Raw genomic sequence first — 18,165 nt, forward strand, 5'->3', positions numbered from 1 at the left:
CAGCTCCGACAACAGGCGGCGGGTCAGCGCACGCGGCCCGCCGCCAGCACCAGCCGGGCCAGCTCCTCGTGCAGGATGTCGCTGTGCGCCCCGGCCGGCGGGCCGCCGCGTCTGACCACCGCCGACGCGTCGACGTTCACGCACCCCGAGGCGGGCGGTTTCACCGTCAGGGCCTTGGCGAGGGTGTACGCGCGCGTGCCCGGCACCGCCCGCGCCCCGCCGCAGCCCATCGCACCCCACTTCTCGCCCAGGGCCCGGCTCAGGTCGAGGCCGGTGGCGACCGACCGGCTGTCGCCCGCCATCCGGGACGCCAGCGGATAGATCGTGCCGAGGGCCGTGTCGTGCCGGGAGTGGCAGCACACCAGGGGGCCGTCGATGCGGTTCTGCTGCCCCTGGAGGACCCCTCCCGCGCGCGGGTCGTGCGGCAGCCGGGCCGCGAACGCGTAGTGCGAGAACGCCCCTTGGAGTAGTGTCACGGACTTCACCGAGCGCACGCCCTCGGGCAGTCCGCGCAGCGCGAACGACACCAGCCGCGCGCCGAAGCTGTGCCCCACCAGGTGCACGCGCACATCCGGCGCCGCCTTGGCGAGCTGCCCGACGACCCGGCCGAGGCCACGCTCGCCGACGGTTCCCGCGCGCCGCTTCATCGCGTAGTACGTCGCCTGCCGCAGGAGTTCGTGCGCACCGTCCCAGGGGTTCGGGAGCCGGAAGTCCCGCCGTCCGCCGGACGCTTCGAGCTCCGCGAGGGCCTGAGCGAACTCCTCGCAGGCCGCCGCCGACGATCCGGCGAACATCTCCGGCTCGCTCTGCGGCACCCCCTCCGCCACCGTGTCCGCCGCGAACAGCTCCTGCGGCCCGGGCGCCACCACCTCCACCAGCAGCCGCACCAGCCGCCCGAACTCCTCCAGTTCGGCCTCCTCCGGCGGCTGCTGCTCCAGCAGCCGCGCGATCTGGTCGACCAGGATCGCCCGGCCCGGGAAGGTCTCCAGCAGCGCGTGCCGCGTGTCCTTGTCGAGCACGGGCCGCCCGGGGGCCTCGGCCGCCACGGCCCTGGGCAGGTCCGGGATCGGCTCGTCGGAGAACCGCATCGCCGGCCACAGCACCCCGACGTACCCGACCCGGGCCGCCGGGGCCAGCCGAGGGAAGGGCGCGAGGAAACGGTCGTAGAGCCGCGTCGCGCCCGATCGGTCGTTGTTCCAGCCGTGCGCGAAGACGATCAGGTCGCGCACCCTGCGTTCCGCCACCCCGGCGAGCAACCGGTCCCGCTGGCGGCCCACCGGGTCCCCGTCCGCGTCGAAGGTCAGCTCCCAGTAGGGAGTCACACTCATCGCCGGATCCGCCATGACAGGCCCCCTAGCCCCCGGGTGACGCCGCGATCTGGGCGCATCGTCCTGCCAACCGGGCCGATTGGCCATACGTCACGGGCGCATTGGGGGCCCGTATGCCGTGCTCAGCGGTAGACGAGGTACTCCCGTCGCGTCCGCCGGAACGCCGCCAGGTCCTGCTGCCACCCCGCCACGACCTCGTCGGTGTCCGCGCCCGCGTCGATCATCGTGCGTACGCGCGTGGAGCCGGTGAGCTTGTCGATCCAGTGGTCGGGACGCCAGGCGAAGCCGCTCCAGACCCGCTTGGCGGTCACGAGCAGGGCGATTCCCGTGCGCACGGGGTCGAACGCGGCCCGGTCGTGCACATGGAGCTGGACGCCGCCGACCGTCTTGCCCTGGAACTTCGAGAAGGTCGGCGCGAAGTACGCCTCCCTGAACCGCACGCCCGGCAGCCCGAGTTCGTTCGCCTCGGCCGCCCAGCGCCGGTCGATCCCCTCCGCGCCCAGCAGCTCGAACGGCCGGGTCGTGCCACGCCCCTCCGACAGGTTCGTGCCCTCGAACAGGCACGTCCCCGAGTACACCAGGGCCGTCTCCGGCGTCGGCATGTTCGGGCTCGGCGGCACCCAGGGCAGACCGGAGGCGTCGTAGAAATCCGAGCGCTTCCAGCCCGACATCATCACGGTCTCCAGCGGCACGGGGTCGGTGAGGAACTCGCCGTTGAACAGCCGCGCCAGCTCCGCGACGGTCATCCCGTGGGCCTGGGAGACGGGTTGCCGCCCGACGAACGTGGCGAACTCCTTGTGCAGCACGGGCCCGAGGGCCGCGCGACCCGTCACCGGGTTGGGCCGGTCCAGCACCACGAACCGCTTGCCGGCGAGCTGGGCGGCCTCCATGCAGTCGTACAGGGTCCAGATGTACGTGTAGAAGCGGGCGCCGACGTCCTGGATGTCGAAGACGACCGTGTCCACGCCGGACGCGGTGAAGATGTCGGCGAGGGGGCGGCCGCTCTTGAGGTACGTGTCGTAGACGGGCAGACCGGTCGCCGGGTCGTCGTAGCGGCCTTCGGAGCCGCCGGCCTGGGCGGTGCCTCGGAAGCCGTGCTCGGGGCCGAAGACGGCGGTGAGGTCGACGCGGTCGTCCGCGTGCATGACGTCGACGATGTGGCGGGCGTCGCGGGTGATGCCGGTGGGGTTGGTGACGATGCCGACCTTTTGGCTGTCGAGCGGGGTGTAGCCGTCCTGGGCGAGTCGTTCGAAGCCGGTGCGTAGTTTTTTGTGGCGCTGGGCGGCGGCCGTGGGGGGTGCCGCTGATACGGCTGCCGCCGTGGCCGCCGTGAGTACGGCTCGTCTTGAAGGGCGCATGCGGTGACCTCCTTGAGCGGGGACGGTCGGCATGGGCACGGTATGCGCTTCCGCGGGCTGTGGGGAGGCTGCGGGCCGTCTGTGGTCCTTCGCGCAGTTCCCCGCGCCCCTTGAGGGGCGTTGCCGATACCCCTTCCGTGGTACATACCGACCGGTTAGTCTGGCGCCATTGCTGAGCCGCGTCTAAGGAGACCGATGGTGGGAGCCTTTCAAGGGGCCGGAGTCGTTGTCACGGGGGCCGGTGGCGGGATCGGGGCCGCGCTGGCCCGGCGCTTCGCCGCCGAGGGGGCCCGGGTCGTGGTCAATGACCTGGATGCCGAGCGGGCCAAGCACGTCGCGGACGAGGTCGGGGGGATCGCCGTGCCCGGTGACGCCTCGGCGATCGTCGGGGACGCCCGGGACGCGCTCGGCGGGACCGTCGACGTGTACTGCGCCAACGCCGGTGTCGCCTTCGACGGCGTCGACTCCGGTCGGGCGCTGGACGAGAAGGCGTGGTCGACGTCCTGGGACGTGAACGTCATGGCCCATGTCCGGGCCGCCGAGCAGTTGCTGCCGGCCTGGCTGGAGCGCGGCAGCGGCCGGTTCGTGTCCACGGTGTCCGCAGCCGGGCTGCTCACCATGATCGGTGCCGCGCCCTACGCCGTCACCAAGCACGGCGCCCTCGCCTACGCCGAGTGGCTGTCGCTGACGTACCGGCACCGGGGTGTGAAGGTCCACGCGATCTGCCCGCAGGGCGTCCGCACCGACATGCTCGCCGCCACCGGCAGCGCGGGCGACCTGGTGCTGCAGCCGACCGCGATCGAGCCGGACGCCGTCGCGGACGCCCTGCTCAAGGGCATCGAGGAGGACCGCTTCCTGATCCTTCCGCACCCGGAGGTAGCCGCCTATCACCAGGCCCGGGCCGGTGACCCCGACCGGTGGCTGACCGGCATGAACCGCATCCAGCAGCAGTGGGAGGAGACCCGGTGACCGAGTCCCGCTACGCGGCCAAACCCTGGCTCGCCCTGCTCGGCGAGGCCCAGAAGGGCCCGATCAGCCCCGCCGGCTCCCTCGTGCACGCCCTGCGACGGGTGGTGGCCGAGACGCCGGACAACGACTTCCTGGCCTACTTCGACGGCCGGCTGACCTACGGGGAGGTCGACGAGCTCAGCGACTCCGTCGCCGGGCATCTCGCGGCGCGCGGCCTGGAGCGCGGTGACCGGGTCGCGGTGCTGCTGCAGAACTCCCCGCACTTCGTGCTCGCCGTGCTCGGCGCGTGGAAGGCGGGCGCGGTCGTCGTGCCCGTCAACCCGATGTACAAGTCGGGCGAGGTGACCCACGTCCTGCGGGACGGCGAGGTGGCCGCGCTGATCTGCTCGGACCGGGCGTGGGAGTCGTATCTGCGCGAGACGGCGGCCGACTCGCCCGTGCGGATCGTGCTCACCGGATGCGAGCGGGACTTCCAGACGCGTGACGACGCGCGCGTGCTGACCTTCGAGCGGCTGCCGCAGGCCCCGGACGCCGATGACCTGGTGACGGTGGCGCGCGCCGGGAACAAGGCACCGGCGGACCGGGTGCCCGGGCCCTCCGACATCGCGCTGATCAGCTACACCTCCGGCACGAGCGGCACCCCCAAGGGCGCCACCAACACGCACGGCAACATCATGTACAACGCCGAGCGGCAGCGGACCGGCCTGGGGCTGCCCGAGCGGCCCGTGTACTTCGCGATGGCGCCGCTGTTCCACATCACGGGCATGGTCTGTCAGTTCGGCGCCTGTCTGAACAGCGGGGGCACGCTCGTACTGGCCTACCGCTTCGAGGCGGGCGTGGTGCTGGACGCGTTCGCCGAGCACGCGCCGCACTACACCGTCGGCCCCTCCACGGCCTTCATGGCGCTGGCCGCCCACCCCACGGTCACCCGCGACCACTTCTCCTCCTTCCGGGTGATCTCCTCCGGGGGCGCCCCGCTGCCGCCCGCGCTGGTGGAGAAGTTCCGTTCGGGCTTCGGGCCGTACATCCGCAACGGCTACGGACTGACCGAGTGCACCGCGCCCTGCGCCTCCGTGCCGCCCGGCCTGGAGGCACCCGTCGACCCGGCCTCCGGGACGCTCGCCGTGGGCCTGCCCGGCCCCGACACGGTCGTACGGATCGTCGACGACCACGGCGACGAGGTGCCCTTCGGCGAGCAGGGCGAGATCGCCGTACGCGGCCCGCAGGTCGTGCCCGGCTACTGGCGGCGCGCCGACGCCACCGCCGAGACGTTCCCCGGCGCCGAACTGCGCACCGGCGACATCGGCTTCATGGACGAACAGGGCTGGCTGTACGTCGTCGACCGCAAGAAGGACATGATCAACGCGTCCGGCTTCAAGGTGTGGCCGCGCGAGGTCGAGGACGTGCTCTACACGCACCCGGCGGTGCGCGAGGCCGCCGTCGTCGGGGTGCCCGACGGGTATCGCGGGGAGACCGTCAAGGCGTACATCAGCCTGCGTCCGGACGCCGAGACGGACCCGGATGCGCTCGCCGCCTACTGCAAGGAGAGACTGGCCGCCTACAAATACCCGCGCCAGGTGGAGATCCTGCCCGACTTGCCGAAGACGGCCAGTGGGAAGATCCTCCGTCGGGAACTTCGTTCCCGTACGCAAGACAACTGACAGCAGTACGGAAAGGCAGGTGGCGGCAGTGCCCAGGACTACGGACTCGGACGGCACCCCCGTGCCTCAGCGGCTCCTGGCCGCCGCCACCCGGCTCTTCGCGGAGCAGGGCTACGACCGCACCTCGGTGCAGGAGATCGTCGAGGCGGCCGGCGTCACCAAGGGGGCGCTGTACCACTACTTCGGCTCCAAGGACGACCTGCTGCACGAGGTGTACGCGCGCGTGCTGCGCATCCAGCAGGAGCGGCTGGACGTCATCGCGGACGCGGACGAGCCGGTGGAGAAGCGGCTGCGGTCCGCGGCGGCGGACGTCGTGGTGACGACCATCGACAATCTCGACGACGCGATGATCTTCTGGCGGTCGATGCACCATCTCAGCCCCGAGAAGAACAAGCAGGTCCGCTCCGAGCGGCGCCGCTACCACGAGCGTTTCCGGGCGCTGGTCGAGGAGGGCCAGGAGTCGGGCATCTTCTCCAGGACGACCCCGGCGGACCTGGTCGTCGACTACCACTTCGGCTCGGTCCACCACCTGTCGACGTGGTACCGGCCGGATGGCCCGATGAGCCCGCAACAGGTAGCCGACCACCTGGCCGACTTGTTGATGCGGGCCCTGCGCCCCTGACCCAGGGGGCTCCGCCCCCTGGACCCCCGGCCTATGCCCACCCACCACCCGAATCGGCCGGTCAAGAGGCCGAACTCGAAACGCCGAGCCGAGTCCCACCCAGCCCGTCCGGCGTTTGAGGACGAGGCCGTTCAGGCCGAAGGGGGGTCCAGGGGGCGCAGCCCCCTGGCGGGGTCGAAGGGGCGGAGCCCCTGGGATGGGACGGGTAGGGGCGGCGGGGGCGAGAAAACCCCCACCGCCCGCCCCACCTACACGTACTTCTTCAACTCCCGCCGAGCCAACGACCGCTGATGCACCTCATCAGGCCCGTCCGCGATCATCAGCGTCCGCGCCGCCGCATACAGCTCCGCCAGCGGGAAGTCCTGACTGACACCCCCCGCCCCGTGCAACTGGATCGCCCGGTCGAGAATGTCCACCACCGCCCGAGGCGTAGCGATCTTGATCGACTGGATCTCGGTGTGGGCGCCCTTGTTCCCGACCGTGTCCATCAGCCACGCAGTCTTCAGCACGAGCAGCCGCAACTGCTCCACCGTCACCCGCGCGTCCGCGATCCAGTTGTGCACCACACCCTGCTGCGCCAGCGCCTTGCCGAACGCCGTACGGGACACCGCCCGCCGGCACATCAGCTCGATCGCCCGCTCCGCCATGCCGATCAGCCGCATACAGTGGTGGATCCGGCCGGGACCGAGCCGCGCCTGCGCGATGGCGAAGCCGCCGCCCTCCTCGCCGATCAGGTTCGACGCCGGCACACGCGCCCCGTCGAAGATGACCTCGGCGTGGCCGCCGTGGGAGTGGTCCTCGTAGCCGAAGACCCGCATCGCGCGCTTGACGGTCACACCCGGCGTGTCACGGGGCACCAGCACCATGGACTGCTGACGGCGGATGTCGTCCCCGTCCGGGTCCGTCTTGCCCATCACGATGAAGATCTTGCAGTCGGGGTTCATCGCCCCGGAGATGTACCACTTGCGGCCGGTGATGACGTACTCGTCGCCGGACCGCTCGATGTGCGTGGTGATGTTGGTGGCGTCCGAGGAGGCCACCTCCGGCTCGGTCATCGCGAACGCCGAGCGGATCTCACCGGCAAGCAGCGGCTCCAGCCACTGCTTGCGCTGCTGCTCGTCACCGAACTGGGTGAGCACCTCCATGTTCCCGGTGTCGGGCGCCGCGCAGTTCGTCGCCGTCGGCGCCAGATGCGGGGAGCGGCCCATGATCTCGGCGAGCGGCGCGTACTGGAGGTTGGTGAGCCCGGCCCCGTACTCGGAGTCCGGCAGGAACAGGTTCCACAGCCCCTGCCTGCGCGCCTCGGCCTTCAGCTCCTCCACGACCGCCGGCGTGTCCCACGGGGAGGCGAGCAGGGCGCGCTGCTCCTCCGCGACGGCCTCGGCGGGATAGACGTACTCGTCCATGAAGGTGAGCAGCTTGGCGCGCAGCTCCTCGGTGCGTGCGTCGAACGCGAAGTCCATACGGATCAGCCCTCCTGAAGGCCCTCGTGAAGCGTGGTCAGCCCGTGCCGGACGAAGACGGGCACGAGGTCGCCGATGCGGTCGAACCCGCGCCCGACCGTCTGGCCGAGCGTGTAGCGGTAGTGGATGCCCTCGAGGATCACGGCGAGCTTGAACCAGGCGAACGCCGTGTACCAGGAGACCGCGGAGACGTCGCGCCCCGAGCGCGCGGCGTACCGCTCGATGAGTTCGGACGGTGCCGGATGCCCGGGGGCCTCGGCGGTGGTGGAGACGGGGGAGTCGGGCATGCCCAGCGGCATGCTGTACATGACCAGCAGACCGAGGTCGGTGAGCGGGTCGCCGAGCGTCGACATCTCCCAGTCGAGGATCGCCCGGATGGTGTCGTCCTCGCCGATCAGCACATTGTCGAGCCGGTAGTCGCCGTGCACGACGGCCGGGGCGGGGGAGCGGGGCAGGTCCCGGCCGAGGGCGGCGTGCAGTTCGTCGATGCCGTCCAGGTCGCGGTTGCGGGAGGCGTCGAGCTGCTTGCCCCAGCGCCGCAGCTGCCGGTCCAGGAAGCCCTCGGGCCGCCCGAAGTCCGCGAGCCCGACCTCACCCGGGTCCACGGCGTGCAGCTCCACCAGCGTGTCCACCAGGTTCAGCACCGCGCCCCGGGTCCGCTCCGGACCGAGCGGCACGAGCTGGTCGGCGGTGCGATAGGGGGTGCCCTCGACGAACTCCATGACGTAGAAGGGCGACCCGAGCACCTCCTCGTCCTCGCACAGCAACACCGGCTGGGGAACCGGCACGGCGGTCGGGTACAGACCGCTGATCACCCGGTGCTCGCGCTTCATGTCGTGCGCGGTGGCCAGGACGTGGCCGAGCGGAGGCCGCCGCACGACCCAGCGCGCGGTGCCGTCGGAGACCGCGTAGGTGAGGTTCGACCGGCCGCCCTCGATCAGCCGGCCGGACAGCGGGCCGTTCACCAGGCCGGGGCGCTCCCGGTCGAGCAGGCCGCGCAGCCGGTCGAGATCGAGTCCGGGCGGGTGGTCGGGGCTCATGCGTCGCTCCTACGGGGAGATGGACGGTTCCCGACTCATGATGCCGACCGGTCGGTATGTCGTCCAGAGGGGGGCCGAAACGTGATCGGAGCCACGATAGGCCGACGACCTCTCCCATGGGACGCCGGGGAGGTCCAGGGGCCCGTCAGGAGATGCCTGGACCGCTACGTTCAGGCCATCCGGCTTGCGTGCCGTCCGGGGAGCCCGGAAGGTCGGAGCCATGAAGGCCATCAGCTACTCACGGTACGGCGGACCCGAGGTGCTGGCGTTCGGGGAGGTCCGCGATCCCAAGGTCGGCCCGGACGCCGTGCTGGTGAAGGTGCGGGCGGCGTCCGTGAACCCCGTCGACTGGAAGGCCCGCGAGGGCTACCTCGACGCCATCCTCGAACCCGTCTTCCCCGTGGTGCCCGGCTGGGACGTCTCGGGCGTCGTCGTACGGCCCGGCGTGGCCGTCTCGGAGTTCGACGTCGGGGACGAGGTCATCGGGTACGTGCGCGAGGACTTCCTCTCCCGGGGCACCTTCGCCGAGTACGTGGCCGCGCCCCTGCGCACCCTCGCCCGCAAGCCCCGCAACTTCTCCTTCGAGGAGGCGGCCGGGCTGCCGCTGGTCGGGCTCACCGCCTACCAGGTGCTGCTCAAGGTGCTCCAGGTGAAGCGCGGCGAGACCGTCCTGGTGCACGCGGCGGCCGGCGGCGTCGGATCGATCGCCGTCCAGCTCGGCACCCACCTCGGCGCCCGGGTGATCGGTACGGCGAGCGAGCCCAACCACGACTTCGTGCGGGGCCTCGGCGGCGAGCCGGTGACGTACGGCGAGGGCCTGGGCGAGCGGGTGCGGGGGCTGGCGCCCGAGGGCGTGGACGCGGTGTTCGACACCATCGGCGGTGACGCGCTGAAGGCCTCGGCGAACCTGCTGGCCCCCGAGGGCCGCCTGGCGTCGATCGCCGACGGCGACGTCGTGAACTACGGCGGCCGCTACTACTTCGTGCGCCCCGACGCCGAGGACCTCCAGCGGTTGTCCGACCTGGCGGAACAGGGCGTGGTGAGCGTGCATGTCTCCGAGACCTTCCCGCTGGAGCGGGCGGCGGACGCGCACCTGCTGAACCAGGAGGGCCGCACCCGCGGCAAGATCGTCGTCACGGTGGACTGGGAGACGGAGGGCGCGTAACCCCCCTGGCCCGCGGATGCGGCCTAGAGAACGAGGGCCGCCCCGCACACCGCCATCGCCACCGTGCACAGCACCGCGGCCGTCGCGTGCCGGGGCGCGAACGCCGCGGGGCTGCCCGAGGCTGAGAGCGTGCGGATACGGCGGTGGGCGACGCCGAGGAAGCCCAGCCACAGGACACAGCACAGGGCGCATCCGACCACCCCGGCCACCGACGCGCCGCCGTGCAGCGCGGTCTTCACGGCGAGCACGGCGGCGACCGTGCCCGAGAGCGTCGTACGCCGCCACGCGAGCCGGGTCCGCTCGGGCTGGAGCCCGGGGTCGCGGTCGGGGGTGCGGGGCGCGCTGTGAGCCGTGCTCACCCCTCCCACCCCACGAGCACCACCAGCACCATGGCCACGGCGACGACCGCCACGACGAGGCTCAGCAGCGCCGGGAACCGGGAGACGGGCAGATCCTCGCCCCGGCGCATGGCCCGCTCGCAGCGCACCCAGTGGTTGACCGCCCGCAGCGAGCACAGCACCCCCGCCGCCAGCAGCGCGAGCGCCAGCCCCACCCGCCAGCCCCAGCGCAGGTCCGGCAGGAACTGGTCCACGGCGAAGCCGCCGCCGATCAGCGCGAGCGCGGTGCGCAGCCAGGCCAGGAAGGTGCGTTCGTTCGCCAGCGAGAACCGGTAGTCGGGCGTCTCGCCGTCCTGCCGGACCTCCGCGGGCGCGAACCACAAACGGACGTTCCGTACGAACTCGATCACCTGCGCGACCCTACCTGGGAGGTCCTGGCCGGGCGCTGCCGCCCGCTACGGCCTCGACCGGAACGCCTTGAGCCGTTCGTACGCCGCCAGCCCGTCCGGCACCCATTCCCACTCCCCGAGGCGCCGCTCCACCTCGTCGTCGGGCAGGAAGTCGTGCCAGGCCACCTCCTCGGCCTGCGGCCGCACGGGAAGCTCGCAGCGGACCTCGTACACCGCCGACCACCAGCTCCGGCCGCCGCCGTCGTCGTAGAGGAACTTGAAGAGGTACCGCGGCTTTGGCAGGCCGGTCACGCCCAGCTCCTCCTCGGCCTCGCGCAGGGCCGCCGTGTCGTAGGCCTCGCCCGCGCCGACGACTCCGCCGACGAACATGTCGTAGAGGGAGGGGAAGACCAGCTTGGTGGGGGTCCGCCGGTGCACGAAGAGGCGCCCCTGGGCGTCCCGGGCCTGGATGAACACGCAGCGGTGCCGCAGGCCCCCGGCGTACACCTCGCCTCGGGGCAACTGCCCGATGACCTGGTCGTTCTCGTCGACGATGTCGAGGATCTCGTCAGCAGCGCTCATGCCCTCATCCAAGCAGGGGGGCGGCGCCGGAATCACTGCGGCTGGGGCTGCGGCTGCGGCTGTGCCGGTAGCTTTCCCACGCGGGCCCGGTCCGTCAGGCCGTGCGGCATCGCCGGATGCAGCCCGAGCAGCACGATCCCGGCGACCACGGCCAGCAGACCGCCGGCCTCCCAGCTCAGGGCCACCGCGTCGGTGCGTAGCCGGTCGCCGAGGAAGCCGACGCCGCAGATGATCCCGGCGAGCGGCTGGGCCGCGGTCAGGGCGGGCAGCGACTTGCGCAGGGAGGCGGTCTCGAAGGCGCTCTGCACGAGGACCAGCCCCGTGACGCCCAGCGCGAGAACCGCGTACGGCTGCCAGCCGGTCAGCAGCTCGGCGAAGCCGCCCTCGGAGAACTTCTGGCCGCTGACCCGGGTCAGCGCGTCCTGCACGCCGTAGAGCAGCCCGGCGGCCAGGGCCAGCAGTACGGGTCCGGAGCTGAGCCGCGAGCGCTTGGCGTGTGTGGTGAGCAGCAGCGCGAGCCCGACCATGACCCCGATGATCAGCCACTGCCGCACCGGATCGGCCGTCGCGGCGCCGCCCTGTGGCTGTCCCGCCACGATGAACGCGGTCACTCCGCCGGCCAGCAGCAGCAGGCCCGCCCAGCCCTGGCGGCCCAGTGGCTGCTTGGTCTGCTTGCGGGACAGTGCGAGCGCGAACAGCAGGTTCGTCGCCAGCAGCGGCTCCACCAGGGACAGCTCGCCCTGGCCCAGGGCGGCGGCGCCCAGCGCCATGCCGACCACCATCAGCGCGATGCCGCCGAGCCAGCGCGGCACCTTCACCAGGTCGATCAGCAGACGGAAGGAGAGGAAGTCGCTCAGCGGTGCCCGCTGGGCCGCGTTCTGCTGCAGGACGAAGCCGAAGCCAAGACAGCAGGCGGCGCTCAGGGCGAGCACGAGAACTAGAACCGACACGCGGTGTACCTCGATCATCAGGTCGGGTTCACGGTTGCGTAGGGGCCGACTGTACCGGCCGGCTCCGCCCGGCGCGCCCGTACGTCCTGCCATGGTCCGGGTCAAAACCGGCTAACGCTATGACGTACGTCACAAAGGGCGAAACGGATAAATCGGATGCCGGTCACATGCTCCTCCCGCTCCCCTTTGATCACAACTCCCTCACAAGTAACACCACTTGACGCGTGTAACGCGACGACGGCCCTTGACGTCAACCGTTGGCGGGGGGTTGGCTGTGCGTGATCAGTTCATGGCATTGCGCACACCCGCGCCCCATCGACCGCCGTGAGCCGAAACACCAGAAGAGCGCGTGAGGAAGTCCCGCGGTGTCCCCACCCCCGCCTCCCCTCGGCCGTGGCCGCAGACGTGCGGCACAGGCCTTCGACGAGGCCCTCGACGACGCCGACCTCGTGGCCGCGCGCGCCGCGCTGGCGCAGGGCCGCTGGCAGCACGTCCGTTCCCTGCTGGTGCGCACCGGGGACGACTGGGACCGCCGCGGCCACCGGATCACGGTCCTCGCGGCCGAGTCCTACTGCGCCGCCTGGGCCCGTGAGTGGCTGCTCGCCGAACCCGAGTCCGCCGACGCCTCCGTCCTGCTCGCCTTCGCCGAGGTACGGCGGGTGCTGCGCGGCAAGGGCAAGCCGGTCCGCGCCCGCGAGGCCTGCGAGAGCGCCGTCACCCGCGCCCCGGCCGACCCCACCCCCTGGCTCGGCCTGCTGATGCTGGAGTGCGCGACCGGCACCGACATGGACGTGGTCCGGCGCTTCGAGGCGGTCCGCGGCCGGTACGCCGACCACCACCACGCCCACCACCTGATGGTCGCCCGGCTCGCCGCACGCCGCATCGAGGCCGGCCCGGACCCGCTGCACGAGGTCTACGACTTCGCCAACTGGGCCGCCGAACAGGCACCGGCCGACTCCCCGCTCGCGATCCTGCCCGTCATCGCCCACGCCGAGCGCTACCGCGTCCTGGCGGCCGCCGGGTACGAGCCCGCCGACCCCTCCGTCTCGGGCCACTGGGCCGGCCGCCGCGCCCGGCAGGTGATGAAGACCGCCTTCGACTGGTGGCTGGAGTGGGAGCTGGAGGGCCACCCGCGCCGGCTGATCGACCTGAACTTCCTGGCCCACGCCAAGTTCTGCGAGGGGCGGGGCGCCGAGGCCGCCGCCCTGTTCCACCGGATCGGCCGGTACGCCACCCCGGCGCCCTGGTCGTATCCGGACCGCGACCCGCACACCGCCTTCGCCGCCGCCCGCGCCGGCGCGCTCGGCACGACCTGACCCCGCCACCCCCCGAAGTGAGGACGCTCTCCCGATGACCACGGACAGTTCGAGCACGAGCACGAGCACGTCCGCCGCCGGCGGCGGCATCAGTACGTTCAAGGGACAGGAGCGCGCCCTGCGCGCCGACCGCCTCGGCACCGGGGGACTGCTGCTCTCCGTCCTCGCGGCGACCGCCCCGCTCATGGTGGTCGCGGGTGTCATGCCCACCACATTCGCGGTGATGGGCATCGTCGGCCAGCCGCTGCTCTTCGTCCTCCTCGGCGTCGTCCTGATCCTGTTCAGCGTGGGCTACGCCGAGATGAGCCGCCACGTCCACAACGCCGGCGCCTTCTACGCCTACATCTCCCGCGGCCTCGGCGGCACCGCCGGCGCGGGCGCCGCCCTGGTCGCCCTCGTCGCCTACAACGCGCTCCAGATCGGCATCTACGGCATCTTCGGCTTCGAGGTCTCCGGCCTCCTCGCCACCTACGCCGACGTGGAGATCGCCTGGTGGATACCGGCCCTGGTGGCCGCCCTCGCCGTCGGACTGCTCGGCTGGCTGAAGATCGACGTCAACGCGCGCGTGCTCGGTGTGCTGCTGGTCATCGAGGTGCTCCTCGTCGTGATCTTCGACATCGCCGCCCTCGCCGACCCCGGCAAGGAAGGCCTGTCGCTGCACGCCTTCAACCCCGACACGCTCACCGGCGCGGGCGTCGGCACCGCCCTGTGCTTCTGCATCGCCGCGTTCCTCGGCTTCGAGCAGGCCCCCGTCTACGCCGAGGAGACCAGCCGCCCGCACGTCCTGGTGCCGCGCGTGATGTTCTTCGCCGTCGGCGGGGTCGCCGTCTTCTTCGCGCTGAGCAGCTGGGCCCTCACCGTCGCCACCGGCCCCTCCGCGATCGTCGGCACGGCCCAGAAGCAGAGCGCCGGACTGCTGTTCTTCCTCACCGAGTCCCGCCTCGGCGGCACCTTCACCGACGTCCTGCACGTCCTGTTCGTCACCGGCATGTTCGCCGCCCTGCTCAGCTTCCACAACGTCGTCGCTCGGTACGCCTTCGCCATGGGCCGCGAGGGCCTGCTGCCCGCCGCCTTCGGCCGCACCAGCGGCACCAGCGGCGCCCCCGGCACCGGCTCGCTGCTCCAGACCGTCATCGCCCTGGTCGTCGTGGCCGCCTTCGCGATCGCCGACGACAAGCCGGCCGGCGACCCGACCGCGCCCGTCCTGCAGCTCTTCACCTGGCTCGGCAACATCGGCGCCCTCGGTGTGATCCTGCTGATGGCGGCGGCCTCCCTGTCGGTCGTCGTCTTCTTCGTCCGCCGCGGCGCCGCCGGAGCCCAGGCCTGGCGGCTGGTCACCGCCACACTGTCGGGCCTCGCCCTGCTCGTGATCGCCGGCTACACCGTGAAGGACTTCGAGGTGCTGGTCGGCGCCGGCCCGGACTCCTCGCTGCTCTGGGTCCTGCCCGGAGTCATCGGCCTCGCCCTCGTCGCCGGCCTGGTCCTGGGCCTGGTGCTGCGCGCCCGCGCCCCCGAGAAGCACGCCCGGATCGGCCTCGGCAACGAGGCGTTCCAGCTCGACAAGGCGGCCTCGTCCTGAGGCGGCCCGCGTAAGAAGTGGTTACGGAAGTCTGACGAGCACCCGCGATCCCTGTCCTGCCGGGGCCGCGGGTGTTCGAATGAGAACGTGAACGCGAAGAGGGGCGACGAGGATGTGAATGGGGGCGTGCACGGGGACGTACAAGACGGCGTGAACGACGGACACCCCGAGGAGCGGGGCACCCCGGTCGGCCGCCGCGTCTTCCTCGGCACCCTCGCCGCGGGCGCCCTGGGCGTCGTCGCCGCCCCCAAGCTGCAGAGCGGCCTGGAGGGCTTCCTCGGCGGCGCCGCCGACAAGGACCCCACCGGCCTGACCGGACTGCTCCCGAACGGCGGCGGCTTCCGCTACTACTCGGTCGCCTCGTCCGTCCCGCGCAAGAACGCCGACACCTACCGCCTCAGGATCGACGGCCTGGTCGACCGCCCCACGACCTACACGCTGGACGCGTTGAAAGCCCTGCCGCAGACCCGCATGGTCCGCGACGTCCAGTGCGTCACCGGCTGGCGGGTCCCGGACACCCCGTTCGAAGGCGTACGCCTCTCCCGGCTCCTCGACGCGGCCGGTGTACGCCCCACCGCGAAGGCGATCCGCTTCACCTGCTTCGACGGCACCTACACCGAGAGCCTCACCCTCGCCCAGGCCCGCCGCGCGGACGTCCTGGTCGCCCTGCGCATGCAGGACAAGGACCTCGGCCACTCCCACGGCGGCCCGGTCCGCCTCTATGTGGCGCCCATGTACTTCTACAAGTCCGCCAAGTGGCTCTCCGGCATCACCCTGACCGACGAGGTCGACCCGGGCTACTGGGAGGAGCGCGGCTACGACATCGACGCCTGGGTGGGCCGCTCGAACGGACGCGACGATGCCCCCACGAGCTGACACCGCGGCCGAGGTCAGCCGCTTCACCCGGACCGAGCGCTGGATCCACCGCACGACGGCCGCCCTGATGGGCCTGTGCGTCCTGACGGCGGCCTGCCTCTACGTCCCCCAGCTCGCCGAACTCGTGGGCCGCCGCGCCCTGGTCGTCACCCTGCACCAGTGGTCAGGCCTGGCCCTGCCCGTCCCGGTCCTGGCAGGCCTCGCCTCCCGAGCCTTCCGAGCCGACCTCGGCCACCTCAACCGCTTCGGCCCCCACGACCGCACCTGGCTGCGCGCCGCCCTGCACCGCGACAGACGCCCCGACTCCCGCCCCGCCGCCAAGTTCAACGCCGGCCAGAAGATCTACGCCGCCTGGATCGCCGGCGCCACCCTCGTCATGCTCGCCACCGGCCTGATGATGTGGTTCACCCACCTCACCCCCCTGCTCTGGCGCACCAGCGCAACTTTCGTCCACGACTGGCTGGCCCTCACCATCGGCATCGTCCTGGCCGGCCACATCGGCATGGCGGCAGCGGACCCGGAAGCGCGCAGAGGAATGAGAACGGGCAAGGTGAGCAGAGACTGGGCGGACCGCCAGCACCCTCTATGGCGCCGGTAGGTGTTGCCCCTCAGGGGCGCGGGGAACTGCGCGACAAGCCACAACACACCCGCAGCCCCCGGACAACATCAACCACCTACGGCGCAACGGAAAAATCCAACAGCACCTTGCAAGACCGACTCCGATCAGCGGCCAAAGCAAAAGCAGACTCGGCATCCCCCACAGGAACCACCGCACTCACCAGCCCATCGAACGCCGGCTCCACAGCCAACAACTCCAACGCCGCATCAAACTCCGTATCGAACCGGAACGCCCCCCGAAGCTCGATCTCCCGGCTCACCACAAGGTTCCCCGCAAACGGACTCTGCCCCGGCGGCAACATCCCCAACTGCACGACAACCCCACCCCGCCGCACCCGCCGCAGACACGCGTCAAGCCCCGCGGCCACCCCGGACGCCTCGATCGCCACATCGACCTCGTCGGGCCACCCGGCATCGTCGGGGTCATCGGCCCGCACCACCGTCTCCGCACCGGCGACCCGGGCATACTCCAGCGCCTCGGGCAGCAGGTCCGTCACAGTGACCTGCGCCGCCCCCGCCGCCTTCGCCGCGGCGACCACCAGACACCCGATCGGCCCGGCCCCGGTCACCAGCACATGCCGCCCGGCCACGTCCCCGGCCCGCCGCACCGCGTGCAGCGCGACGGACAGCGGCTCGGCGAGCGCGGCCCGGCGCAGCTCCAGACCCTCAGGCAGCGCCCGCAACTGCTCACTGGGCACGACGACCTGGGCCGCGAACCCGCCCTGCACATGCGGGAAACGCGCCGCACTGCCCAGATAACTGGTGTCCCGGCACACGTTCCGCCGCCCGGCCGAGCACTCCGGGCACACCCCGCACGGGGTCGCCGGGTGCACGGCCACGGCCGTACCCGGAGCCGGACCCGAGGCGCCGTCCCCGTACCCGAGGACCGTCCCGACGACCTCGTGCCCGAGCACCATCGGCTCGCGGAGCCGGAAGTCACCGACCCCGCCGTGCCGCCAGTAGTGCAGATCGGACCCGCACACCCCGCCGTACCGGACGGCGACCAGCGCCTGCCCCGGCCCGGGCTCCGGCACCGGCAACTGCGCGACCCGGAGGTCGTCCTGACCGTGAATCACACAACCCAGCATCACAACCTCCTGAATCGTCACAGCAATGGCCCCGGCGATGACACAGCTATGTCAGAGCACGCTCGTCATACCGCCGTCGACGTACAGCACCTGCCCACTGATGAAGTCCGCGGCCGGGGAGGCGAGGAACAGCACCCCGCCCACCAGGTCCTCGGTACGGCCCCAGCGCCCGGCCGGGGTACGCCGCCGCACCCAGGCGCTGAACTCCTCGTCGTCGACGAGGGGCTTGGTCAGCTCGGTCTCGATGTAGCCCGGGCCGAGCCCGTTGACCTGCACTCCGCTCGGGCCCCAGTCCGCGCACATGCCCTTGGTGAGCATCTTCAGCGCGCCCTTGGTGGCGGCGTACGGCGCGATCCCGGGCCGTACGACCTCACTCTGCAGCGAGCAGATGTTGATGATCTTGCCGTGGCCGCGTTCCGTCATCCGGCGCGCGGCCTCACGGCCGGTCAGGAAGGCACTGGTCAGGTTGGTGTCCAGGATCCGGTGCCAGTCGGAGTCGGTGAACTCCAGCAGCGGGGCGCGCAGTTGCATGCCCGCGTTGTTGACGAGGATGTCGAGCGGGCCCACCCGCTCCTCGACGTCGGCGATCCCGTCCGCCACGGACGATCCGTCGGTCACGTCGAACGCGGCCGTGTGCACCTTGTCGCCGGGCAGTCCGGCGGCGGCCTCGGCGAGGCGGTCCTTGTCGCGTCCGTTGAGGACGACCGTGCAGCCGGCTTCCGCCAGACCACGGGCGAGGGCGAGCCCGATACCCCGGCTGGAGCCGGTCACCAGGGCCGTACGGCCGCCGATGTCGAACAGGGGGTGAGCAGTCATGGCCGTA

At 71.8% G+C, this 18,165-nt stretch carries 18 protein-coding genes; 8 read left to right on the plus strand and 10 right to left on the minus strand.

Features of this window, described 5'->3' with window-relative positions; genetic code table 11:
* Window positions 1–23: 23 nt before the first annotated feature.
* Together KJK29_RS30820 and KJK29_RS30825 are read right to left on the minus strand one after the other, a co-directional pair.
* Entirely contained in the window at window positions 24–1,343 is a 1,320-nt protein-coding gene (locus KJK29_RS30820; RefSeq protein ID WP_215122450.1) for a serine-threonine protein kinase, read from the minus strand.
* 107 nt (window positions 1,344–1,450) lie between these two features.
* Window positions 1,451–2,686 carry an exo-beta-N-acetylmuramidase NamZ family protein gene (locus tag KJK29_RS30825; RefSeq protein ID WP_215122451.1) on the minus strand — a complete coding sequence of 412 codons (1,236 nt, stop codon included), beginning with the start codon at window positions 2,684–2,686 and terminating at the stop codon, window positions 1,451–1,453.
* A gap of 195 nt (window positions 2,687–2,881) precedes the next feature.
* Between KJK29_RS30825 and KJK29_RS30830 the strand changes: the two genes are divergently transcribed.
* From KJK29_RS30830 to KJK29_RS30840, 3 genes are read left to right on the plus strand one after another with little or no spacing between them, the layout of a single operon-like run.
* Window positions 2,882–3,655, plus strand: coding sequence for an SDR family oxidoreductase (locus KJK29_RS30830; RefSeq protein ID WP_215122452.1), 774 nt, complete (start codon window positions 2,882–2,884; stop codon window positions 3,653–3,655).
* Entirely contained in the window at window positions 3,652–5,316 is a 1,665-nt protein-coding gene (locus tag KJK29_RS30835) for a class I adenylate-forming enzyme family protein (protein ID WP_215122453.1), read from the plus strand. Before KJK29_RS30830 ends, KJK29_RS30835 begins: the two co-directional genes overlap by 4 nt.
* A gap of 28 nt (window positions 5,317–5,344) precedes the next feature.
* A complete protein-coding gene (locus tag KJK29_RS30840) occupies window positions 5,345–5,938 on the plus strand; it encodes a TetR/AcrR family transcriptional regulator (RefSeq protein ID WP_215122454.1) in 594 nt (197 codons plus the stop codon).
* A gap of 248 nt (window positions 5,939–6,186) precedes the next feature.
* Here KJK29_RS30840 and KJK29_RS30845 read toward each other — a convergent pair whose 3' ends face one another.
* Entirely contained in the window at window positions 6,187–7,401 is a 1,215-nt protein-coding gene (locus KJK29_RS30845; RefSeq protein WP_215122455.1) for an acyl-CoA dehydrogenase family protein, read from the minus strand.
* Window positions 7,402–7,406: 5 nt separating this feature from the next.
* Window positions 7,407–8,441: a phosphotransferase family protein gene (locus tag KJK29_RS30850; protein ID WP_215122456.1), complete on the minus strand. Its 1,035-nt coding sequence runs from the start codon at window positions 8,439–8,441 to the stop codon at window positions 7,407–7,409.
* Between the two features lie 220 nt (window positions 8,442–8,661).
* Between KJK29_RS30850 and KJK29_RS30855 the strand changes: the two genes are divergently transcribed.
* Window positions 8,662–9,606, plus strand: a complete 945-nt coding sequence (locus KJK29_RS30855; protein WP_215122457.1) for an NADP-dependent oxidoreductase — start codon at window positions 8,662–8,664, stop codon at window positions 9,604–9,606.
* A gap of 23 nt (window positions 9,607–9,629) precedes the next feature.
* On the opposite strand, the gene KJK29_RS30860 is transcribed toward KJK29_RS30855, so the two are convergent.
* The 4 genes from KJK29_RS30860 to KJK29_RS30875 are packed head-to-tail and all read right to left on the minus strand — an operon-like array spanning window position 9,630 to window position 11,865.
* Window positions 9,630–9,965, minus strand: a complete 336-nt coding sequence (locus tag KJK29_RS30860; protein WP_215122458.1) for a DUF202 domain-containing protein — start codon at window positions 9,963–9,965, stop codon at window positions 9,630–9,632.
* A complete protein-coding gene (locus tag KJK29_RS30865) occupies window positions 9,962–10,354 on the minus strand; it encodes a YidH family protein (protein ID WP_215122459.1) in 393 nt (130 codons plus the stop codon). The genes KJK29_RS30860 and KJK29_RS30865 overlap by 4 nt, the downstream gene beginning before the upstream one ends.
* A 45-nt stretch (window positions 10,355–10,399) precedes the next feature.
* A complete protein-coding gene (locus KJK29_RS30870; protein ID WP_215122460.1) occupies window positions 10,400–10,915 on the minus strand; it encodes an NUDIX hydrolase in 516 nt (171 codons plus the stop codon).
* 32 nt (window positions 10,916–10,947) lie between these two features.
* On the minus strand, window positions 10,948–11,865 hold the full coding sequence (locus KJK29_RS30875; protein WP_251057981.1) for a DMT family transporter: 918 nt from the start codon (window positions 11,863–11,865) through the stop codon (window positions 10,948–10,950).
* Window positions 11,866–12,230: 365 nt separating this feature from the next.
* Between KJK29_RS30875 and KJK29_RS30880 the strand changes: the two genes are divergently transcribed.
* The 4 genes from KJK29_RS30880 (at window position 12,231) to KJK29_RS30895 (ending at window position 16,234) form a co-directional block, all read left to right on the plus strand.
* Entirely contained in the window at window positions 12,231–13,181 is a 951-nt protein-coding gene (locus KJK29_RS30880) for a hypothetical protein (protein ID WP_215122462.1), read from the plus strand.
* 34 nt (window positions 13,182–13,215) lie between these two features.
* Window positions 13,216–14,760 carry an APC family permease gene (locus KJK29_RS30885; RefSeq protein ID WP_215122463.1) on the plus strand — a complete coding sequence of 515 codons (1,545 nt, stop codon included), beginning with the start codon at window positions 13,216–13,218 and terminating at the stop codon, window positions 14,758–14,760.
* Between the two features lie 150 nt (window positions 14,761–14,910).
* Window positions 14,911–15,636 carry a molybdopterin-dependent oxidoreductase gene (locus tag KJK29_RS30890; RefSeq protein WP_215124518.1) on the plus strand — a complete coding sequence of 242 codons (726 nt, stop codon included), beginning with the start codon at window positions 14,911–14,913 and terminating at the stop codon, window positions 15,634–15,636.
* Window positions 15,620–16,234, plus strand: coding sequence for a cytochrome b/b6 domain-containing protein (locus KJK29_RS30895; protein ID WP_215122464.1), 615 nt, complete (start codon window positions 15,620–15,622; stop codon window positions 16,232–16,234). Before KJK29_RS30890 ends, KJK29_RS30895 begins: the two co-directional genes overlap by 17 nt.
* A 76-nt stretch (window positions 16,235–16,310) precedes the next feature.
* Here the strand turns inward: KJK29_RS30895 and KJK29_RS30900 are convergent, their stop codons facing one another.
* Window positions 16,311–17,342: an L-idonate 5-dehydrogenase gene (locus KJK29_RS30900; RefSeq protein WP_215124519.1), complete on the minus strand. Its 1,032-nt coding sequence runs from the start codon at window positions 17,340–17,342 to the stop codon at window positions 16,311–16,313.
* A 51-nt stretch (window positions 17,343–17,393) separates the two neighbouring features.
* Entirely contained in the window at window positions 17,394–18,158 is a 765-nt protein-coding gene (locus KJK29_RS30905; protein ID WP_215122465.1) for an SDR family oxidoreductase, read from the minus strand.
* Window positions 18,159–18,165 lie beyond the last annotated feature (7 nt).

It is taken from the genome of Streptomyces koelreuteriae (assembly GCF_018604545.1).
Classification (GTDB): Bacteria; Actinomycetota; Actinomycetes; order Streptomycetales; family Streptomycetaceae; genus Streptomyces; species Streptomyces koelreuteriae.